Below are 15,784 nucleotides of genomic sequence, written 5' to 3'. Positions count from 1 at the left end.
GGCGCTACCGCGCGCTCGAATTGCTCGTGAAACAGAAACGGCTCTCCTCCACTGCGCCCGTCCCGTGTGTCGTGCGGTCGGCCGATGCCGGCATCTCGGCGGCCGAGGACAGCTATGCCGAGAATATCTGGCGTGAGCCGCTCCACCCGCTCGACCAGTTCCGCGCGATGAAGACCATGGAAGATGAGGGGCAGGGCGCCGAGGCGATCGCCGCACATTTCATGACCACCCCCGCTGTCGTACGCCAGCGCCTCAGGCTCGCCTCTGTCTCGCCGGCGCTCCACGAGGTCTATGCGCAGGACGGCATGACGCTCGATCAGCTCATGGCCTTTTCCGTGACCGACGACCATGCCCGGCAGGAGCAGGTCTGGGAATTGCTCGCGCATGGCTGGAACAAGTCCGCCAGCCATATCCGCCAGAAGCTCACCGAGAATACGATCCGGGTCGCCGACCGGCGTGTCCGTCTTGTCGGGCTCGAAACCTATCTCGCAGCCGGCGGCGGCGTCATGCGCGACCTGTTCGAGGACGATGACGGCGGGTGGCTGACCGATCCGGCGATCCTCGATCGCCTTGTCGGCGAGAAGCTTCAAGCCGAAGGCGAGGCGATACGCGCTGAAGGCTGGAAATGGGTCGCAACAGCGGTCGACCTGCCCTGGAATGCCAGCGCCGGATTGCGCGAGCTCAAGGGAACGCCGGTCGAGCCGACGCCCGAGGAGGAAACGCTTCTCGCCGCGCTCCAGCAAGAGGCCGATGGTCTCGAGGAGCAATGGGCCGACGAACCCACGGTTCCCGAGGAGGTGCTCGTTCGGCTCGATACGATCGAGCGCGAGATCGGGGCACTGGTGGATCGGCCGGGCATCTACGATCCGGCGGACATGGCGCGGGCAGGCGTGTTCGTGTCCGTCGAGTTGGACGGGTCGCTCCGCATCGAGCGCGGTTTCGTCCGCTCCGAGGATGAGCCGCAAGCCGCGACCGCGCCGGACCATGATGCGGGCTTTGACCCGGAGACCGGCGAGGTTCGCTCGGGTCAGGCGGTGTCCGTTACCGGCGCGTCACCGGAGCCGGGGGCGGGCGGCGACGAAGAGGAGGAAGCCCAGCTCAAGCCGCTTCCCGATCGCCTTGTCGCCGAGCTCACCATCTGGCGAACCGTCGCGCTTCAGGATGCGATCGCGCGCGACCCCTCGACCGCGTTCGTCGCGGTCCTCCATGCGATGGTTCTCGGCTCCTTCTACTTTGCGAGCCACGAATCCTGCCTGCAGGTGGCGGCACGCGATGTGACGTTCGTCGGGTCTCCTCCAGGACTCGGCGACTGCGTCGCCGCCCGCGCGATCGACGAGCGTCACGACTATTGGAAGGAGCGGCTGCCCAGCTCCGACAAGGAACTCTGGGCTGCGCTCATCGCGCTCGACACCGCCGAGCAGGCCAATCTGTTCGCCCATTGCGCCTCGCAGACGCTCAACGCCCAGGCCGAGGTCGTGCCCAAATATGACAATGGCCGGGTTTCGACGCATTCGATCGCGGGGCGCATCGCACACAGCGATGTGCTGGCAAGGGCGGTCGGCCTCGACATGGTGGCGATCGGCTGGAGGCCCACGGTCGACAATTACTTCCGCAACGTCACCAAGCCCCGCATCCTCGCCGATGTGACCGAAGCGCGCGGCGAGCAATTCGCCGGCATGATCGGCCATTTGAAGAAGGCCGACATGGCGCGGGAGGCCGAGCGGTTGCTTGAAGAGGCGGGCTGGGTGCCCGAGCCGCTGCGTACGCCGCGCATCGAGGCGACTGCTCCGGCGGCGTCCGAGAGCGCGGCTGGTGAGGATGCGCTCCCTGCCCTCAAGACGGGCGAGGCAAGTCGCGATGCCGGTGAGGATCGCGAATTCGCTATTGCTGCGGAGTGACCGTGAGACGGGGCGGCCTGGCCGCCCCGTCGTTCGATATAGTATTGCCGAGCGGGCCTTCAGCGCCCCCAAGCGCGAGCGGCGAACCGGGCCCTGGCGGCTCGTGCTTTAGCGCCTCACCTGATGGGCTTGATCGCGGAAATCATCTCGTGAAAGATCCCCATGTGCCGACAGGGGCTGCCGGCGCTGATGCACTCGATCATCTCGAACGGTTTCCGATCGAGCGGGTCGAGGCGCAAGGCCGCTTGAGGAGCCCCCAATGACCAGTCCCGCCACCGCTATTGCGCAAGCGCTCGCCGACAACGCCGAAGCGGTTTGTCGCCGCTATCTCTCGAAAGGCCATCGCGAGGGCCGATACTGGCTCGTCGGCGATGTCCACAATACGCCCGGACGAAGTCTCTATGTCCGGCTGGTCGCCTCGCCAGACGGGCATGGCCAGGCCGGAAAATGGACCGATGCCCAAAGTGGGGATCATGGCGATCTGCTCGACATCATTGCCGCAAGCTGCGCCCACCGGTCGCTAAGAGAAACGCTGGAAGAGGCCCGCCGTTTTCTTAGCCTGCCTGATCCGCCGACGATGGAGTCGTCGCCCGGACCATCACGCTCGCGCGCACCGTCCGGAACGCCCGAGGCGGCGCGCCGGTTGTGGAGCGCTTCCTTGCCACTCCCGGCTTCGATCGCGGCGAGTTACCTGCACGGCCGGGGGATCCATGGGCTCGCGGATTGCGCGGCGCTCCGGTTTCATCCGCGCTGCTATTATCGCCCCTCCGCCGATGACATGCCCGACACACGGACAGCATGGCCGGCGATGATCGCGGCCGTCACCGATCTCGATGGCACGATCACCGGCGTGCATCGCACCTGGCTCGACCCGCGGTCGCACGAAAAGGCCCAGGTCGCCTATCCCCGCCGCGCGATGGGGCACCTCCTCGGCCACGGCGTGCGCTTCGGCCGGGCGAGCCGGGTGATGACGGCCGGCGAAGGTATCGAGACCATCTTGTCAGTCCGTCAGGTGATGCCCGGGATGCCGATGATCGCAGGACTTTCCGCCGCGCATCTCGCTGCCATCGAGTTCCCGGCGGGCCTGGAGCGGCTCTATGCCGCCCGCGATGCCGATCCGGCGGGCGCTGCCGCCCTCGCGACCCTGAAGGCGAGGGCAGTTCCTTGCGGGATCGAAGTAATCCCGCTCGAGCCCGAACTGGGCGACTTCAACGACGATCTGCGGCGGCTTGGCCGCGATCGGCTGGCAAGGAATATCAGACGCCAGCTCGGCGCGGTCGATGCGACCGACGTCCTCGTGCGGGATTGAGGCCGGGAAGGTGGGGGCATCCCGGGAGTGGTGCCGCCGTACGCCGTGGCCATCACCCCGGGGCCACGCCACGGCCTTCGAAAGAGCGCGCATGGGCGTCGGAGGACCCGCAATCGCAATGGCTACCGCGCGGCTATTTTCCGCCGGGCCTTACGGCCCTTTGCATCGCGAGGCAAAATAGCCGCGCGTCTGCCATCCTCCGCTGATGCTCCGGCCCGGGCCTTGAGAGGCCCATGGTGCGATCCCGAGCCGTCCGTCGCTTTCCAGCGCTTGCGAAGGCCGCGAGAGGCGCGGCTGCCAAGCGAAAGGCATATCATGGCGGACTTCACCAACCACCGCGACGAGCAGGATGATCCGGAACCCGGCTCGACCGCCTATCTGCTCCAGGAAATGCAGCTCTACGGCCATCGTCCTTTCGAGGACGAGCCGGATCACCGTCCCTTGCCCGACGATCGCATGGCAGGCGGCGCAATCGTCGAAATGTTCGATGCGCTCGCTTCCTGCCTGGTCGACACCCGGATCGAGCCTGATCTCGAGGACCTGCTCTGGGGCATCGTCAACGTCTTCCAGCGTGCCGGCGAGCGGATCGAACGCGAGCTCGACGACAATGAGCAGACCCAGAAGCGGCTGCAGCGCGAGCAGGACGGCAGCGAGGTGCGCTCGGTCGATCTCGAGCGCAAGGTCGCCGAGGGCATCACCATGATCGAGCGCCGCGACACGATGGAGTTCTTCCGCGATGCCGCCGCCGACCAGTTCCGCGTCCATGTCCGCAAGCCCTGGCTCCCGCGTGCGGGCGCGATGGTCAACCGCAAGGCGCTGACCTCCGCCGTACTCGACAGTCGCCGGCATATCGACAGGCGCGCTTACCAGGATGCCCGCGTGCTCAATCCCGACGGCATCCGCATCGTGCTAAGCGCCGGCGCGGGGTATAACGATCACCGTCTGATCTACGAGACGCTGGACAAGGCGCTCGACCAGTATCCCGACATGATCCTGATGCACGGCGCGACGCCGACCGGCGGCGAGCGTATCGCCGCCTGCTGGGCCCGCGACCGCAACGTGCCGCAGGATCCCCGCAAGCCCGACTGGGACAAGCACGCCCGCGCCGCGCCCTTCAAGCGCAATGACGCCATGCTCGAACTCCTCCCCAGAGGGGTGATCATCTTCCCCGGCACCGGCATCCAGGACAATCTCGCCGACAAGGCGCGCAAGCTCGGGGTCCCCGTCTGGGATTTCCGCCAAAGAGGTGCGCCGTGAAGGCGCGCCGTGCTATTGCGTCCAGGTGACAGAACGGATCATCGACTGGAAATATATTCCGCCCGCCGACGGTTGGGAGGACTATGAGGCCGACGTCATCGCCTGGGTCGATGTCGCGGCCTTTGATCGCGCCTGGGGCCGCACAGACCAGCATATCGTTCCGGGCGGCAGCAACGGCCAGGACAGTCGCTATCGCAAGGCAGGCGAGTGGTTCGCGGAGAATAGCCACAGCAACATGTTCGTCGCCAGCCTCGATGAGGATGGGGTCCTCTTCACCGATGGCAGGCACCGATTCTCATGGCTGCGCGACCGGGGTGTCGCCGCCATTCCCATCCAGATCTCGCCGTATGAAGCGGCTGAATTCGAGCAGCTGTTCGGAACGACCCTGCGCGTGTCGCTGCTTCCTGGCTGAGCGGAGAATCGCGAACTCAGTCGAGCGCGCGGTTCGTCAGTCGCATATATTGGCTCTCGGTCACCCAGACGCTGATTCGCTCGCCGCGCAGGTCCTGCACATAGCCCGTGGGGTAGCGCTCCTCGCCGGCCTCGCAGATACCGCCGAGCATAACCAGATCACCGGCAGCCGGGCGCTGCATGTCGATCCGAAACATCAGCGCGCCGGACGCGCCGTGATATTCGAACAGCTTGCCGAAATGCGGCAATTCGGGCGCATGGTTGCCTGGCGCGGGATCGGGCGGGGCGTCGCTCATGTCGCCGCAGCATATTCGGGTACAGGCGCCGGACAAGCCCGCATCGCACGCACAAACAGCCCGGGCCGCGTCCGGCCCTGGGTTAGGCAGGTCCCGCTTCTGGTCCCGGCGCGCCAGTATCAATGTCAGCTCCGAGGTTGAACTTGAGATGGGCGTTTCCGTACGGGTCGCTGCCCAACTTGATAACAGTTGATAAAGCCTAGATCATCCGGACGAGGAGAAAAGGGGATGATCAGCGCGATCTCGGACCGGAACTCGAGGCATATGTCTCGCAGCGCGTTGAAAGCGGACGGTATAATTCCAAGTGCGAGGGTGTGCGCGTGATCCAGGAGCACGAAGCCCGGCTGGCTGCCCTTGATGCCTCGATCGCGCGCGGGATCGCCGACGCGGAATCCGGCCGCACCAAATCGGCTGCCGAAGTGTTCGACAGGCTCGAGGCCAAATATGCCGCCATGAGCCGCGACCAGGAATGAAAGTCGGGATTACGGCTGAAGCGGAGCGGGACCTGGAGTCGCTTGCCGACAATATCGCGCGCAAATAGCTCTGCGGGCGCAATCGGTTTCCCTCGTGCGAAAGGCCTCGCTCTCGCAGAGCTGCCACATGGTGTTCCCCTGGTTCGCCGCTAGCGTGTCCGATATCTGCAGGAGATTGTTCCCGCCTTGGGCGGATTGGCATTTCGTCTCTCGCTCTGCGATTCCGTGTTGCCCTGGGCGGCAACCACGAGTTGGGCCCTCTTCATCATGGCCGTCCGGCACGGGCCGCTAGGCGGAGGGCTCGGACTTCTTGCCGAGATCTGCCACTATGCGCTCCAGCCGCTCGACCCGCGCGGTGACGTCGACGAGGGGGTCATATTCTGCGGCGTCGGCGACCGCTTCGAACGTGCGCCAGATCTGGCGCAGGGTTTCCTTCAGCTTCATCGTGATTGCTCCCTTCCAGGGTCTGATCCACGCGTGGGGACGGCCATATCGCGCTGCGCGGCTCGCCAGCTTGCAAGCGGGCCGAGGACTGGTGCCAGGCCGGCACCGAGGGCGCTCAGCGCGTAGACTTGGCTTGCAAGCGGAGGGGGGAGATAGCGCCGCTCAACGAGCCCGGCGCATTCGAGCGCGCGAAGCCGGTCGGTGAGGATGTTGGCACTAACCTGCGGAATCGCCGATCTCAGATCCGCGAACCGGTGTTCACCGGCGTTGAGACAGATGAGGATCCGCAAGGTCCAACGTCCTTCGAGCGGCTCAAGAGGATCCTTCGCAATGCGGGCGCAATCCTCGGGAGCGGCCACACTGTCGGAGGGTCGCAGGCTCCTCCATGGCTCGCTCTCGCAGCGCGACGCCGCGTCCGATCCGCCAGGCTCTGCCGCACTCATGCCGCCATCGCAGCCGGTGGGGGTGGGTTCTGCGCACCGGGTTTGATCCGATACCAGAGCGCATAGAGCGCGGGCAGAAAAACCAGCGTCAGGATCGTCCCGACCAGCGTGCCGCCGATCAGCGTGAAGGCCATCGCCCCCCAGAACACTGAATGGGTGAGCGGCACGAAGGCGAGGACCGCGGCCAGCGCCGTCAGGATCACCGGTCGCGAACGTTGCACCGTCGCCTCCACCACGGCGTCGAACGGCGTCCGGCCATGCGCCTCATTCTCGTGGATCTGGCCGATCAGGATCAGCGTGTTGCGCATCAGGATGCCGGCCAGCGAGATCAGCCCTAGAATGGCGTTGAACCCGAAGGGCTGACCGGTCACCAACAGCGTCGGCACCACGCCGATCAGCCCCAGCGGCGCGGTCAAGAGCACGATCGTCATTGCCGAGAAGCTGCGGACCTGCAGCATGATGACGATCATCATCAGCAGGATCATGATCGGGAAGATCGGCGCCAGAGCCGCATTAGCCTTCCCCGCCTCTTCGATCGAGCCGCCCATGGCGATTTGATACCCCGCAGGCAGTGTGTCGATGACCGGCTGGAGCTTCTTGAGCATTGCGCTCGAGACGTCGGGCGGCTGCAGGCCGTTTGCGATGTCGCCGCGGACGGTGATCGTCGGCACGCGGTCGCGGCGCAGCAGGATCGGGTCCTCCATGCGCAGCTCGAGCTTGCCGATCTGGCTAATCGGAACGCGTTGGCCATTCGCGGCGGTCAGCGTGAAATCGCCGATCCGCGCCGGATCGAGGCGGGTGTCGCCGGCGGAACGCGCGACCACCTCAACGGTGCGGATGTCCTCGCGCGCCTGCGAGACGGTCACGCCCGAGAGCAGGAACTGCAGCTGCTCGCCGACATCGCTTGAGGTCAGGCCCATGGCACGCAGCCGGTCCTGATCGAGCACGAAGTGCAGCGTCGGCACGCGCTCGCCCCAGTCGGTGTTGACCGTCCGCATCATCGGATCGTTGGTCATGATCATGCGGACCCGATCTGCGATGGCGCGCAACCTTTCCACATCGGGTCCGCTGACGCGGAACGCCACCGGGTACGGGGAAGGAGGCCCAAAAACGAGCTGTGTTGCTCGCACGCGCGCTGCAGGCGCGAGACCGTCGGCGACGGCCTGCCGCAACCGCTCCTTCAATGCGTCGCGGGCTTCCTCGTCCGGCGTGCGCACGATGATTTTGGCGAAGGAAGGGTCGGGCAGTTCAGGCGAAAGCGACATGAAGAAGCGCGGTGCGCCTTGCCCGACATAGGCCGTGACGACCTTCGCCTCGGGCTGCTTGCGCAGCCACACTTCGACCTGTTCCGCCGCGGCGCTGGTCTGCTCGATCGAGGTGCCCTTGGGCATCTGGACCTCGACCAGGACCTCGGGCCGGTCGGACGTGGGGAAGAACTGCTTCTTCACCAGCACCATCCCCGCGCCGGCGATGAGGAATGCGACCAGCGTCGAGATCGTCACCAGCCGGTTGTGCGTCGCGGCCCAGCGGATCAGCCGGCGCACTCTCTGGTAGCGCGGCGTCTCGTAGATGGCGTCATGGCCACCCTGGACCGGCTTGATCGCCGGCAGCAGCTTGACCCCCATGTAGGGCGTGAAGATCACTGCCACGACCCAGGATGCAAGCAGCGCGAAGCCGACAACCCAGAAGATGTTGCCGGCATATTCGCCGGCCGTAGACTTCGCGAAGCCGACCGGCATCAGGCCGATCACGGTCACCAGCGTACCCGCCAGCATCGGCGCCGCGGTGTGGCTCCAGGCATAGGCCGAGGCCTTGATGCGATCGAAGCCCTCTTCCATCTTCACGACCATCATCTCGATCGCAATGATCGCGTCGTCGACGAGCAGCCCGAGCGCCAGAACCAGCGAGCCGAGCGTGATGCGGTCCAGCACGCGCCCGGTCGCCCACATGATGACCAGCACGATCGCAAGCGTCAGCGGCACCGCACCGGCGACGACGATGCCGACCCGCCAGCCGAGCGCGACGAGGCTGACGATCATCACGATCGCGAGCGCCTCGAGGAAGGTGCGCATGAACTGATCGACCGCTGCCGAGATGTTCACCGACTGGTCGGTCACCGGCTCAAGGGCCATTCCGAGCGGCAGTTCGGACGAGATTGCTGCGACTTCGGCCTTCAGAGACTTGCCGAGGTCGAGCCCGTTCCAGCCCTCGCGCATGATCACGCCGAGCAGCAGGGTCGGCTCGCCCTGGTTGCGGATCAGGAAGGTGGCCGGATCCTCATAGCCACGCCGGACCTCGGCCACGTCCGCGAGGCGCAGGGTCTTGCCATTGGAGACGATCGGCAGGTCGCGGATCTTGTCGAGATCGTCGAAGGCGCCGTCGAGCCGGACCTGAACCTGTGGCCCGTTCGCCTCGATCGCGCCCGCCGGAGTGACCAGATTCTGCTGCGCGAGCGCCGAGAAGATTGCGCGCGGCGCGATGCCGAGCGTCGCCAGCCGGTCCTGCGCGAACTCGACGAAGATCCGCTCGGGCCGTTCGCCGACGATGTTGATCTTCTTGACACCGGGGACATGCAGCAACCGCTGGCGCAGCACCTCCGCCTGCCGGGCAAGGTCGCGCTGCGGCTCGCCCTTTGCTTTCAGTGCATAGAGCGCGAAGGTCACGTCGCCATATTCGTCATTTACGAACGGACCGGTGACACCTTGGGGTAGCTTTGGCGTCTCGTCCTGCAGCTTCTTGCGCGCCTGGTAGAATTGTTCCTGCACCTCGGACGGGGGCGTCTGGTCGCGCAGGAGCAGGGTGGTGAAGGCAAGGCCGGGGCGGGTGAACGTCTCCGCGCGGTCGTACCAGCGCAGCTCCTGCAGGCGCTTCTCGAGCGGCTCGGCGACCTGGTCCTGCATTTCCTGTGCGGTGGCGCCGGGCCAGGCAGTAACGACGGTCATCTGCTTGATGGTGAAGCTCGGATCCTCGGCGCGGCCGAGGCTCAGGAAGGCGACGATGCCGGCGAGCGTGATGGCGATGATGAAGAACAGGGTGACCGCCCGCTCGCGCACTGCGAGGGCGGACAGGTTGAACTTGCCCTCCGGCTCCGGCGTCTCGCTCAACGGACCGCTCCCCCCGCGATGCGGACCGGCTGGCCCTGGTGGAGCATGTGTGCGCCTAGCGCGACGAAGCGCTCGCCCGGCCGCAGCCCTGCTGTCACGGCGGCGGATTCCTGGCCCATCGTGGCCAGTTTCACCGGACGCCAGCTGACCTTCGGGCTCGCCTGGCCGGCAATCACCCAGACTCCCGGGCCTTGTCCGCGATCATAGATTGCACCTAGTGGCACCGAGATCATCGACGCTGGACCGGGCACACCGAGACGGATCGTCACCGTGGAACCCAACGGAGCAGCTGCGGGAGCACCGGTAAGCACAAAGCGCGCCTCGAAGGTCCGCGTCGCCGGATCGGCGGCATCACTGAGCTGGCGCAGCCGCGCGGTGCCGCCAAGGCCGCTATAGGTCCGCACCTCCGCTTCCGCGCCCAACGCGGGGCGAACGGTCTCGGGCAGGGCAATAATGGCTTCGCGCGGACCCGAATGGGAAAGCCGGACGACGGTCTGGCCGGCTGCGACTACCTGTCCCGGCTCGGCCAAAGTCTCGGCGACCGTGCCGTCCGCGTCCGCGACCAGCACGGTATAGCCGGCATCGTTTCGGCTGACGCGCGCCTGCGCCTCGGCGGCAGAGAGTTGCGCGCGCGCGGCGAGAGCCGCAGCCTTCGCCTGGTCGTAAGCGGAAGCCGATACCGCACCTGCCGACACCAGCTCGCGGTAACGCGCCTCGTCGGCGGAGGCCTGGGCCGCGCGTGCGCGTGCGGCCGCGACCGTTTCGGCGGCTGCTTGGGCCGCGAGCGAGTAATCGGTCGGGTCGATGCGCATCAGCGGCTGGCCACGGCGGACGGCCTGCCCGGCATCGACCAGCCGCGCCACTACCTTGCCGCCGACCCGAAAGCCCAGGTCGCTCTGTACCCGCGAGCCGACGATGCCGGTGAACTCGCGATCCGCCCCCTTAGCCGCGTCGGCAGCAGCGATTCGCACCAGCGGAGGTGCCGTGCGCGGATCGGTATCCGATTGCCCGCATCCGGCCAGCACGCCGGCTGTCAGCCCAAGGATCCCGACCGCTCGGGCGCAAGACGATATCGACACGCAGGTTCCTCCTGTTCAGTCGGAACCAGATGTCATCTTGTGACTAATGTGTCAACTGGTCACTCGTAAGCAAACAGCCCTAGGGCGCGAGGCTCCGCAGCACCAGCCCGGTCACTTCGGTCTGCGCATCGGGCAGGAGGTCGAGGCTGCGCTCGAGGAACGCGGGGTCGATGAAGGGCTTGAAGGCATAGAAGATCGACCGGCGGGTTTCGTCGAGTGGAGTCTTGCGCTCGAACTCGCCATTCTCGCGGCCTTCCTTCAGAATCTCTTCAAGCAGGCCCTGCAGGCGCTGGGTATAGGCTCGCACGACCTCCCAGTTTTCGGCCGACGCATGGACCGCGATCTCATAGAGCTTGCGATCGGTGAACAGCAGCTCGACGGTTGCGGTGGTAGCGGTTCGAGCGAATCTCCGTAGCTTGTCGGTCGCGTCCTCCCCTTGGTCCACCGCCTCCCGCACCTGGTCGAATAGTCCGTCCACGCACTCGCCGCAGATCGCCTCGCCGATATCCTGCTTCGATTCGAAGAACCGGTAAATATAGGCCTTGGAGAAGCCGATCTCGCGCGCGAGGTCCGCAACCGTGGTCTTGCCATAGCCATAATGCGCGAAGCATTCGCGCGCGGCCTTGACGATCTGGTCCCGCACCGAATGTTCCGCTGGTCCGCGCGTGGCGGCCTTGCTTGTGCTCTGAGTCTTCATGGCCGCTTCCATAGCGCCGAAAGGACGGATTGACAAACTGTGACCAATCATGTCATTGGTCACATCCCCCATGAGATGGTTCATGGCACTGCTGGCGGACAGACGCATGCGCATTTCTCCCTCGATCCCGACTGCCGCCGCGTTGGCGGCGCTGCTTGGCGGCTGTGCCGTCGGTCCGTCCTATGTTGCGCCGGAGGTGGCGATGCCACCAGCGTTCATGGGCAGCCCCGCCGTCGAGGCCGCCACGGGCCAGGCGGCAAAGGTCGACCTGGTGAACTGGTGGCGATCATTCGACGATCCGCTGCTGGCGAGCCTGGTCGAACGCGCGCTGGCGCAGAATCTCGATCTACAGCAGGCGAGCGCCCGGGTCGTGCAGACGCGCGCTGCGCTGCGCCATGCCAAAGCCGATCTTCTTCCTTCCGGACAGGTCAGCGGCCAGGCGAGCGAGAATTATCAGTCGCTCGAGACGCCGCAGGGCCGGATCGCCAGCGCTCTACCCGGCTTCGACCGCGAGGCGCAGAGCTATGACCTGAACCTCGGCGCGAGCTGGGAGCTCGATCTCTTCGGCAGCAAGGACGCTGCCCGCGACGCCGCACGCGCCGACTGGCAGGCGTCCGCGGCGGGTGCCGCCGCGGCGAGGCTCGTCGTAGCCGCGCAGACGGCCGACACCTATGTCGCCATCCGCAGCCTCCAGGCCCGCCTCGACGTCGCGCGGGCCCAGCTACGGGTCCAGCAGCAGCTCGTCGACCTGGTCGCGCTTCAGTATCGCAAGGGCGTGGCGGCCGAATTGCAGCTGCGCCAGGCCGAAGGCGCGTTGGCGCAAGTGAAAGCCGGCGTCCCGGAACTCGAGCAGAATCTCGACAGCGCGATGAACGCGCTGGATGTGCTACTCGGCCTTCCGCCCGGCTCGACCCGGCCCGAGCTCGCGGCGGTCGCGCCGATCCCCAATGTCCCTGCGATCTCGGACGCGGGCGGTCCGGCCGCCTTGCTGCGCCGACGCCCGGACATCATCGCGGCCGAGCGCACGCTCGCCGCGTCGAATGCGCGGATCGGCGTGGCGATCTCCGAATATTATCCGAAATTCTCACTGAGCGGCCTGCTCGGCACAGCGACCATGGGCGTTGGCGGATTGTTTGGCGGCAATGCCACCCAGGCGAGCGGTATCCTCGGACTACGCTGGCGCCTGTTCGACTTCGGCCGTATCGATGCCGAGATCGCCGCCGCCCGAGGCCGCAACGCCGAAGCACTGGCGGCTTATCGCCTGACGGTCCTCAGAGCCTCGGAGGATGTGGAGAACGCCTTTTCGGCGCTCGCCAATCAGCAGGCACGCGCGCAGATCCTGGACCAGGGCGTCTCCTCGCTAACGAAGGCGCGCGCATCCTCTCTCGCGGCCTATAAGGGCGGCGTATCCAACCTGCTCGACGTGCTCGACGCTGATCAGCGCCTTCTCGCTAGCCGCGATGCCGAGATCCAGTCGAAAGCAGCGGCCGCCCGCGCCGCCATTGCCTCCTTCCGGGCTCTCGGCGGCGGATGGGATGCCTCGATTGCGCCCGGCTGATCCGATGCGGCCGGTGCCGCATTGAGGTCCGCTGCCGCATGGGCGAAATTCTCGCCGATGCCCTGCTCGCTGCCCATCTCGAGCGTCTACCGCTAGCCCTATCCAATATCCTCCCGCCACAACACGGAGCGTATCTCATGGATGACGTCATCATCATCGGCGGCAGCTTTGCCGGTCTCGCCGCCGCACTGCAGCTCGGCCGCGCCCGCCGCAACGTCACCGTTCTCGACACCGGCCTGCAGCGCAACCGCTTCGCCGGCCGTTCGCACGGCGTGCTCGGCCACGATCACAAGCCACCGTCCGACATCCTGGCCGAGGCGCGACAGCAACTGGCGCGCTATCCTGCGATCAGGATGGTCAATGCACGAGCCGACAGCATCTCCGGTACCATCGACAATTTTTCGGTTCTCACTGGCGATGGTGAAAGCCTCAGCGCACGCCGCCTGATCCTGAGCTATGGCGTTGTCGACCAGATGCCTGATGTTCCAGGCTTCGCCGAAGGCTGGGGCACATCCATCATCCCATGCCCCTATTGCGACGGCTTTGAGGTTGCCGACCAGCATTGGGGCCTTGTCTGGTCGGGTCCGCAGTCGATGAATCAGGTCAGGCTGTTCCGCGATTGGACCGATACCTTGACGGTCTTGGCCGATGGCCACGACATTCCGCCCAATATCCGAGCCGATCTGGCGGGCCGCAGGATACCTCTCGTTGATGGCCGGATCATCGGGATCGCGCGTCATGGGAGCCATGGTGCCACTATCAAGATCGATACCGGCCCCGATGTCGCAGTCGATATCCTGTTCGCCCATCCGCGTACCAAGCCGTCCGCAAGCCTGCATGACGCACTGGGCCTCGCCACGGTCAATACGCCAACCGGCATCGCCCTCAAGACCGACGAGCGCCGCGAGACCAGCACCCCAGGCATCTACGCCGCCGGTGATCTTGCCAACGCCGGCATCCCTTCTGTCACCACGGCAACATGGCAAGGCGCGATGGCGGGTATCTCCGCGCAGCAGTCGATGCTGGTCTGAGCGCACAGATCCCCTTCGCGGGTTGTCGCGGGCTGTCATATTCTGAAGGGGTCGGTCCGACGTCACGGAAAACCGACCGGCCAGCTGAATCGCAGTACGCCCGGTTCCTGAGGAAACGCAGGTGTCCATAACCGGATCTAGCTAGGCTCTTACAACAGCTGTCGCGCGCCAGAATCGCCGTCGGCAGCACCAAAGTCCCCTTGGTTGGTGTCCCACATGTCACTCGGCAGGTGGCAATGTTGATCAGGGGAGCTAGGGTCGCGGTTATGACCACGCTCGAGGAACTCCAGCCAACCGAAAAGGGCCTGATCATCGATCTCGTCCATGCCGCTGGCGTCGATGTCTCGGACTGGTCGAATGGTAAGCTCGGTGCGGCTGGCGCAAAGACCAATCCCAAATATTGCTATGAATGGGCATTTACCGAGCCGGGCAAGACGGTCGTCCTCAACCTGTGGCACGTCGTGCTCGAAGAGGAAGCAGATGGACGCATCGTCCATCGCGGCAATTTCCGCGAAGATGCCGCCGTCCAGACAGCACGCGGCCGCTACAATCCCTGGGGCCGCCGTGCGACGAAGCTCGACAAGGCGCTTCAGCAAGCGAAGCGCGAGGGGCTCGCCATTCGCGTGATCCTCAATGCTGGTATCCGCCGCGAACGCGGTGCCGACAAGGCCTCGCAGGTCAACCGGCGCGCGCTCGATCCCGAACCCTGGTCGCTCATAGCCTATGACGACGAGACCGGAGCCCATCTGCTCGCGCGCGGCGCATCCCTGGCGCGCTTCGTCGACCAGTTCAGCCCCCTTGCCGAACCGGAGATTCGCCGTCGCGATCAGGCCGGGCTGATCTACGTCCGCGATCCGCTCGTGCGGGAGGCTGCGCTTGCAAGGGCAGGGGGCGCTTGCGAACATTGCGGCGAACCCGGCTTCCTGCGCGCCGACGGCACGATCTATCTCGAAACACACCATGTGATCCCCTTGTTCGAGCGCGGGCCCGATACGCTTGCCAACGTTATCTGCCTGTGCCCGAACCATCACCGCGAGGCGCATTCCGGAGCGAACGCTGCCAATCTTCGGGCCCTGTTCCTGGCCTATCTCGGGACATTCTAGCGTCCATCAGGCGGCAGGCGGCCGGGCGGTGCGTCGACACGCGCGGATGGCGGCGGGCGCGGGAGGCGGTGAGCGGGACTGCAAGGCTCCGGCGACGCGTCGCTTGCCGGCAGGCCTGCATCAACCGGGCCCTGTCAAAGCTGCCGCCGCTGGCGACCACCCCTCATTGCCGCCTGTCTGCGATCCTCGTTCGCCTTGTGCCGTCAACCCCGCAAGCCACCCCGTCCTAACGGCCGAGGCCCCGGCTGGGGGGTCCCCTGCGCTTCGCTCCGGTGACGTCGGCGCCCGGGATCTTGGGTGGGCGACATCGGGGATGGTCCCCGAGCAACGAAGGAGTTTGAACATGGCCGTCACGATCGCAAATCTCACCGTCAAGGCCGACGACACCCTCGAGGGCACGCTTGCCACCCTCATGGTCACCGCGCCGATCGCCCTTGTGCCCAACACCCGCAAGATGAACGACATGGCCCCGGACTATCGCATCATCAGCCGCAAGAACGGCTTTGAGCTCGGCGCCGGCTGGAACAAGGTCTCGGAACGCGGCAACGACTATATCTCGGTCTCGCTCTCGGCGCCCGAGTTCGGCACGATCTACGGCAATGTCGCCAACGCCCCGGGCGACGATCCGAAGAAGAAGGTGATCATCTGGAACCCGCCTTCCTGATCGCCCAGGGGCGGGGG

At 66.0% G+C, this 15,784-nt stretch carries 15 protein-coding genes; 9 read left to right on the top strand and 6 right to left on the bottom strand.

Annotated features, from left to right (window positions below; translation table 11 throughout):
- From AAHM44_RS22920 to AAHM44_RS22905, 4 genes are all read left to right on the top strand, one after another.
- On the top strand, nt 1-1,898 hold a 1,898-nt coding region (locus AAHM44_RS22920; RefSeq protein ID WP_342251445.1), incomplete at its 5' end, for a ParB/RepB/Spo0J family partition protein.
- Nucleotides 1,899-2,157: 259 nt separating this feature from the next.
- Nucleotides 2,158-3,207: a DUF7146 domain-containing protein gene (locus AAHM44_RS22915; RefSeq protein WP_342251444.1), complete on the top strand. Its 1,050-nt coding sequence runs from the start codon at nt 2,158-2,160 to the stop codon at nt 3,205-3,207.
- Between the two features lie 315 nt (nt 3,208-3,522).
- Nucleotides 3,523-4,464, top strand: a complete 942-nt coding sequence (locus AAHM44_RS22910) for a DUF2493 domain-containing protein (protein WP_342251443.1) — start codon at nt 3,523-3,525, stop codon at nt 4,462-4,464.
- Nucleotides 4,465-4,489: 25 nt separating this feature from the next.
- A complete protein-coding gene (locus tag AAHM44_RS22905) occupies nt 4,490-4,876 on the top strand; it encodes a hypothetical protein (RefSeq protein WP_342251442.1) in 387 nt (128 codons plus the stop codon).
- Between the two features lie 16 nt (nt 4,877-4,892).
- On the opposite strand, the gene AAHM44_RS22900 is transcribed toward AAHM44_RS22905, so the two are convergent.
- Complete coding sequence (locus tag AAHM44_RS22900) at nt 4,893-5,171, bottom strand: hypothetical protein (protein ID WP_342251441.1); 279 nt, start codon at nt 5,169-5,171, stop codon at nt 4,893-4,895.
- A gap of 203 nt (nt 5,172-5,374) precedes the next feature.
- Between AAHM44_RS22900 and AAHM44_RS22895 the strand changes: the two genes are divergently transcribed.
- Nucleotides 5,375-5,644, top strand: a complete 270-nt coding sequence (locus tag AAHM44_RS22895; protein ID WP_342251446.1) for a type II toxin-antitoxin system ParD family antitoxin — start codon at nt 5,375-5,377, stop codon at nt 5,642-5,644.
- A 288-nt stretch (nt 5,645-5,932) separates the two neighbouring features.
- On the opposite strand, the gene AAHM44_RS22890 is transcribed toward AAHM44_RS22895, so the two are convergent.
- The 5 genes from AAHM44_RS22890 to AAHM44_RS22875 form a co-directional block, all read right to left on the bottom strand.
- Nucleotides 5,933-6,088: a hypothetical protein gene (locus AAHM44_RS22890; RefSeq protein WP_342251440.1), complete on the bottom strand. Its 156-nt coding sequence runs from the start codon at nt 6,086-6,088 to the stop codon at nt 5,933-5,935.
- A complete protein-coding gene (locus tag AAHM44_RS24860; protein WP_446746017.1) occupies nt 6,085-6,531 on the bottom strand; it encodes a winged helix-turn-helix transcriptional regulator in 447 nt (148 codons plus the stop codon). Before AAHM44_RS24860 ends, AAHM44_RS22890 begins: the two co-directional genes overlap by 4 nt.
- Nucleotides 6,528-9,635 carry an efflux RND transporter permease subunit gene (locus tag AAHM44_RS22885; RefSeq protein WP_342251439.1) on the bottom strand — a complete coding sequence of 1,036 codons (3,108 nt, stop codon included), beginning with the start codon at nt 9,633-9,635 and terminating at the stop codon, nt 6,528-6,530. Before AAHM44_RS22885 ends, AAHM44_RS24860 begins: the two co-directional genes overlap by 4 nt.
- Nucleotides 9,632-10,714 (bottom strand): efflux RND transporter periplasmic adaptor subunit, encoded by a 1,083-nt coding sequence (locus tag AAHM44_RS22880; RefSeq protein ID WP_342251438.1) that lies wholly within the window; start codon nt 10,712-10,714, stop codon nt 9,632-9,634. The genes AAHM44_RS22885 and AAHM44_RS22880 overlap by 4 nt, the downstream gene beginning before the upstream one ends.
- A 79-nt stretch (nt 10,715-10,793) precedes the next feature.
- Nucleotides 10,794-11,411, bottom strand: coding sequence for a TetR/AcrR family transcriptional regulator (locus AAHM44_RS22875; protein WP_342251437.1), 618 nt, complete (start codon nt 11,409-11,411; stop codon nt 10,794-10,796).
- Nucleotides 11,412-11,517: 106 nt separating this feature from the next.
- Between AAHM44_RS22875 and AAHM44_RS22870 the strand changes: the two genes are divergently transcribed.
- The 4 genes from AAHM44_RS22870 (at nt 11,518) to AAHM44_RS22855 (ending at nt 15,767) form a co-directional block, all read left to right on the top strand.
- The gene (locus tag AAHM44_RS22870; protein ID WP_342251436.1) at nt 11,518-12,969 is read left to right on the top strand and encodes an efflux transporter outer membrane subunit; all 1,452 of its coding nucleotides are present in this window, start codon (nt 11,518-11,520) and stop codon (nt 12,967-12,969) included.
- A gap of 137 nt (nt 12,970-13,106) precedes the next feature.
- Complete coding sequence (locus tag AAHM44_RS22865) at nt 13,107-14,000, top strand: NAD(P)/FAD-dependent oxidoreductase (protein ID WP_342251435.1); 894 nt, start codon at nt 13,107-13,109, stop codon at nt 13,998-14,000.
- Between the two features lie 266 nt (nt 14,001-14,266).
- A complete protein-coding gene (locus AAHM44_RS22860; protein ID WP_342251434.1) occupies nt 14,267-15,103 on the top strand; it encodes an HNH endonuclease in 837 nt (278 codons plus the stop codon).
- Between the two features lie 343 nt (nt 15,104-15,446).
- Nucleotides 15,447-15,767 carry a DUF736 domain-containing protein gene (locus tag AAHM44_RS22855; protein ID WP_342251433.1) on the top strand — a complete coding sequence of 107 codons (321 nt, stop codon included), beginning with the start codon at nt 15,447-15,449 and terminating at the stop codon, nt 15,765-15,767.
- Nucleotides 15,768-15,784: the final 17 nt, after the last annotated feature.

It is taken from the genome of Sphingomonas sp. OTU376, assembly GCF_038440415.1.
GTDB lineage: Bacteria > Pseudomonadota > Alphaproteobacteria > Sphingomonadales > Sphingomonadaceae > Sphingomonas > Sphingomonas kyeonggiensis_A.
The sequence above is the reverse complement of the archived record's forward strand: the minus strand, read 5'-3'. Positions and strand labels throughout refer to the sequence as shown.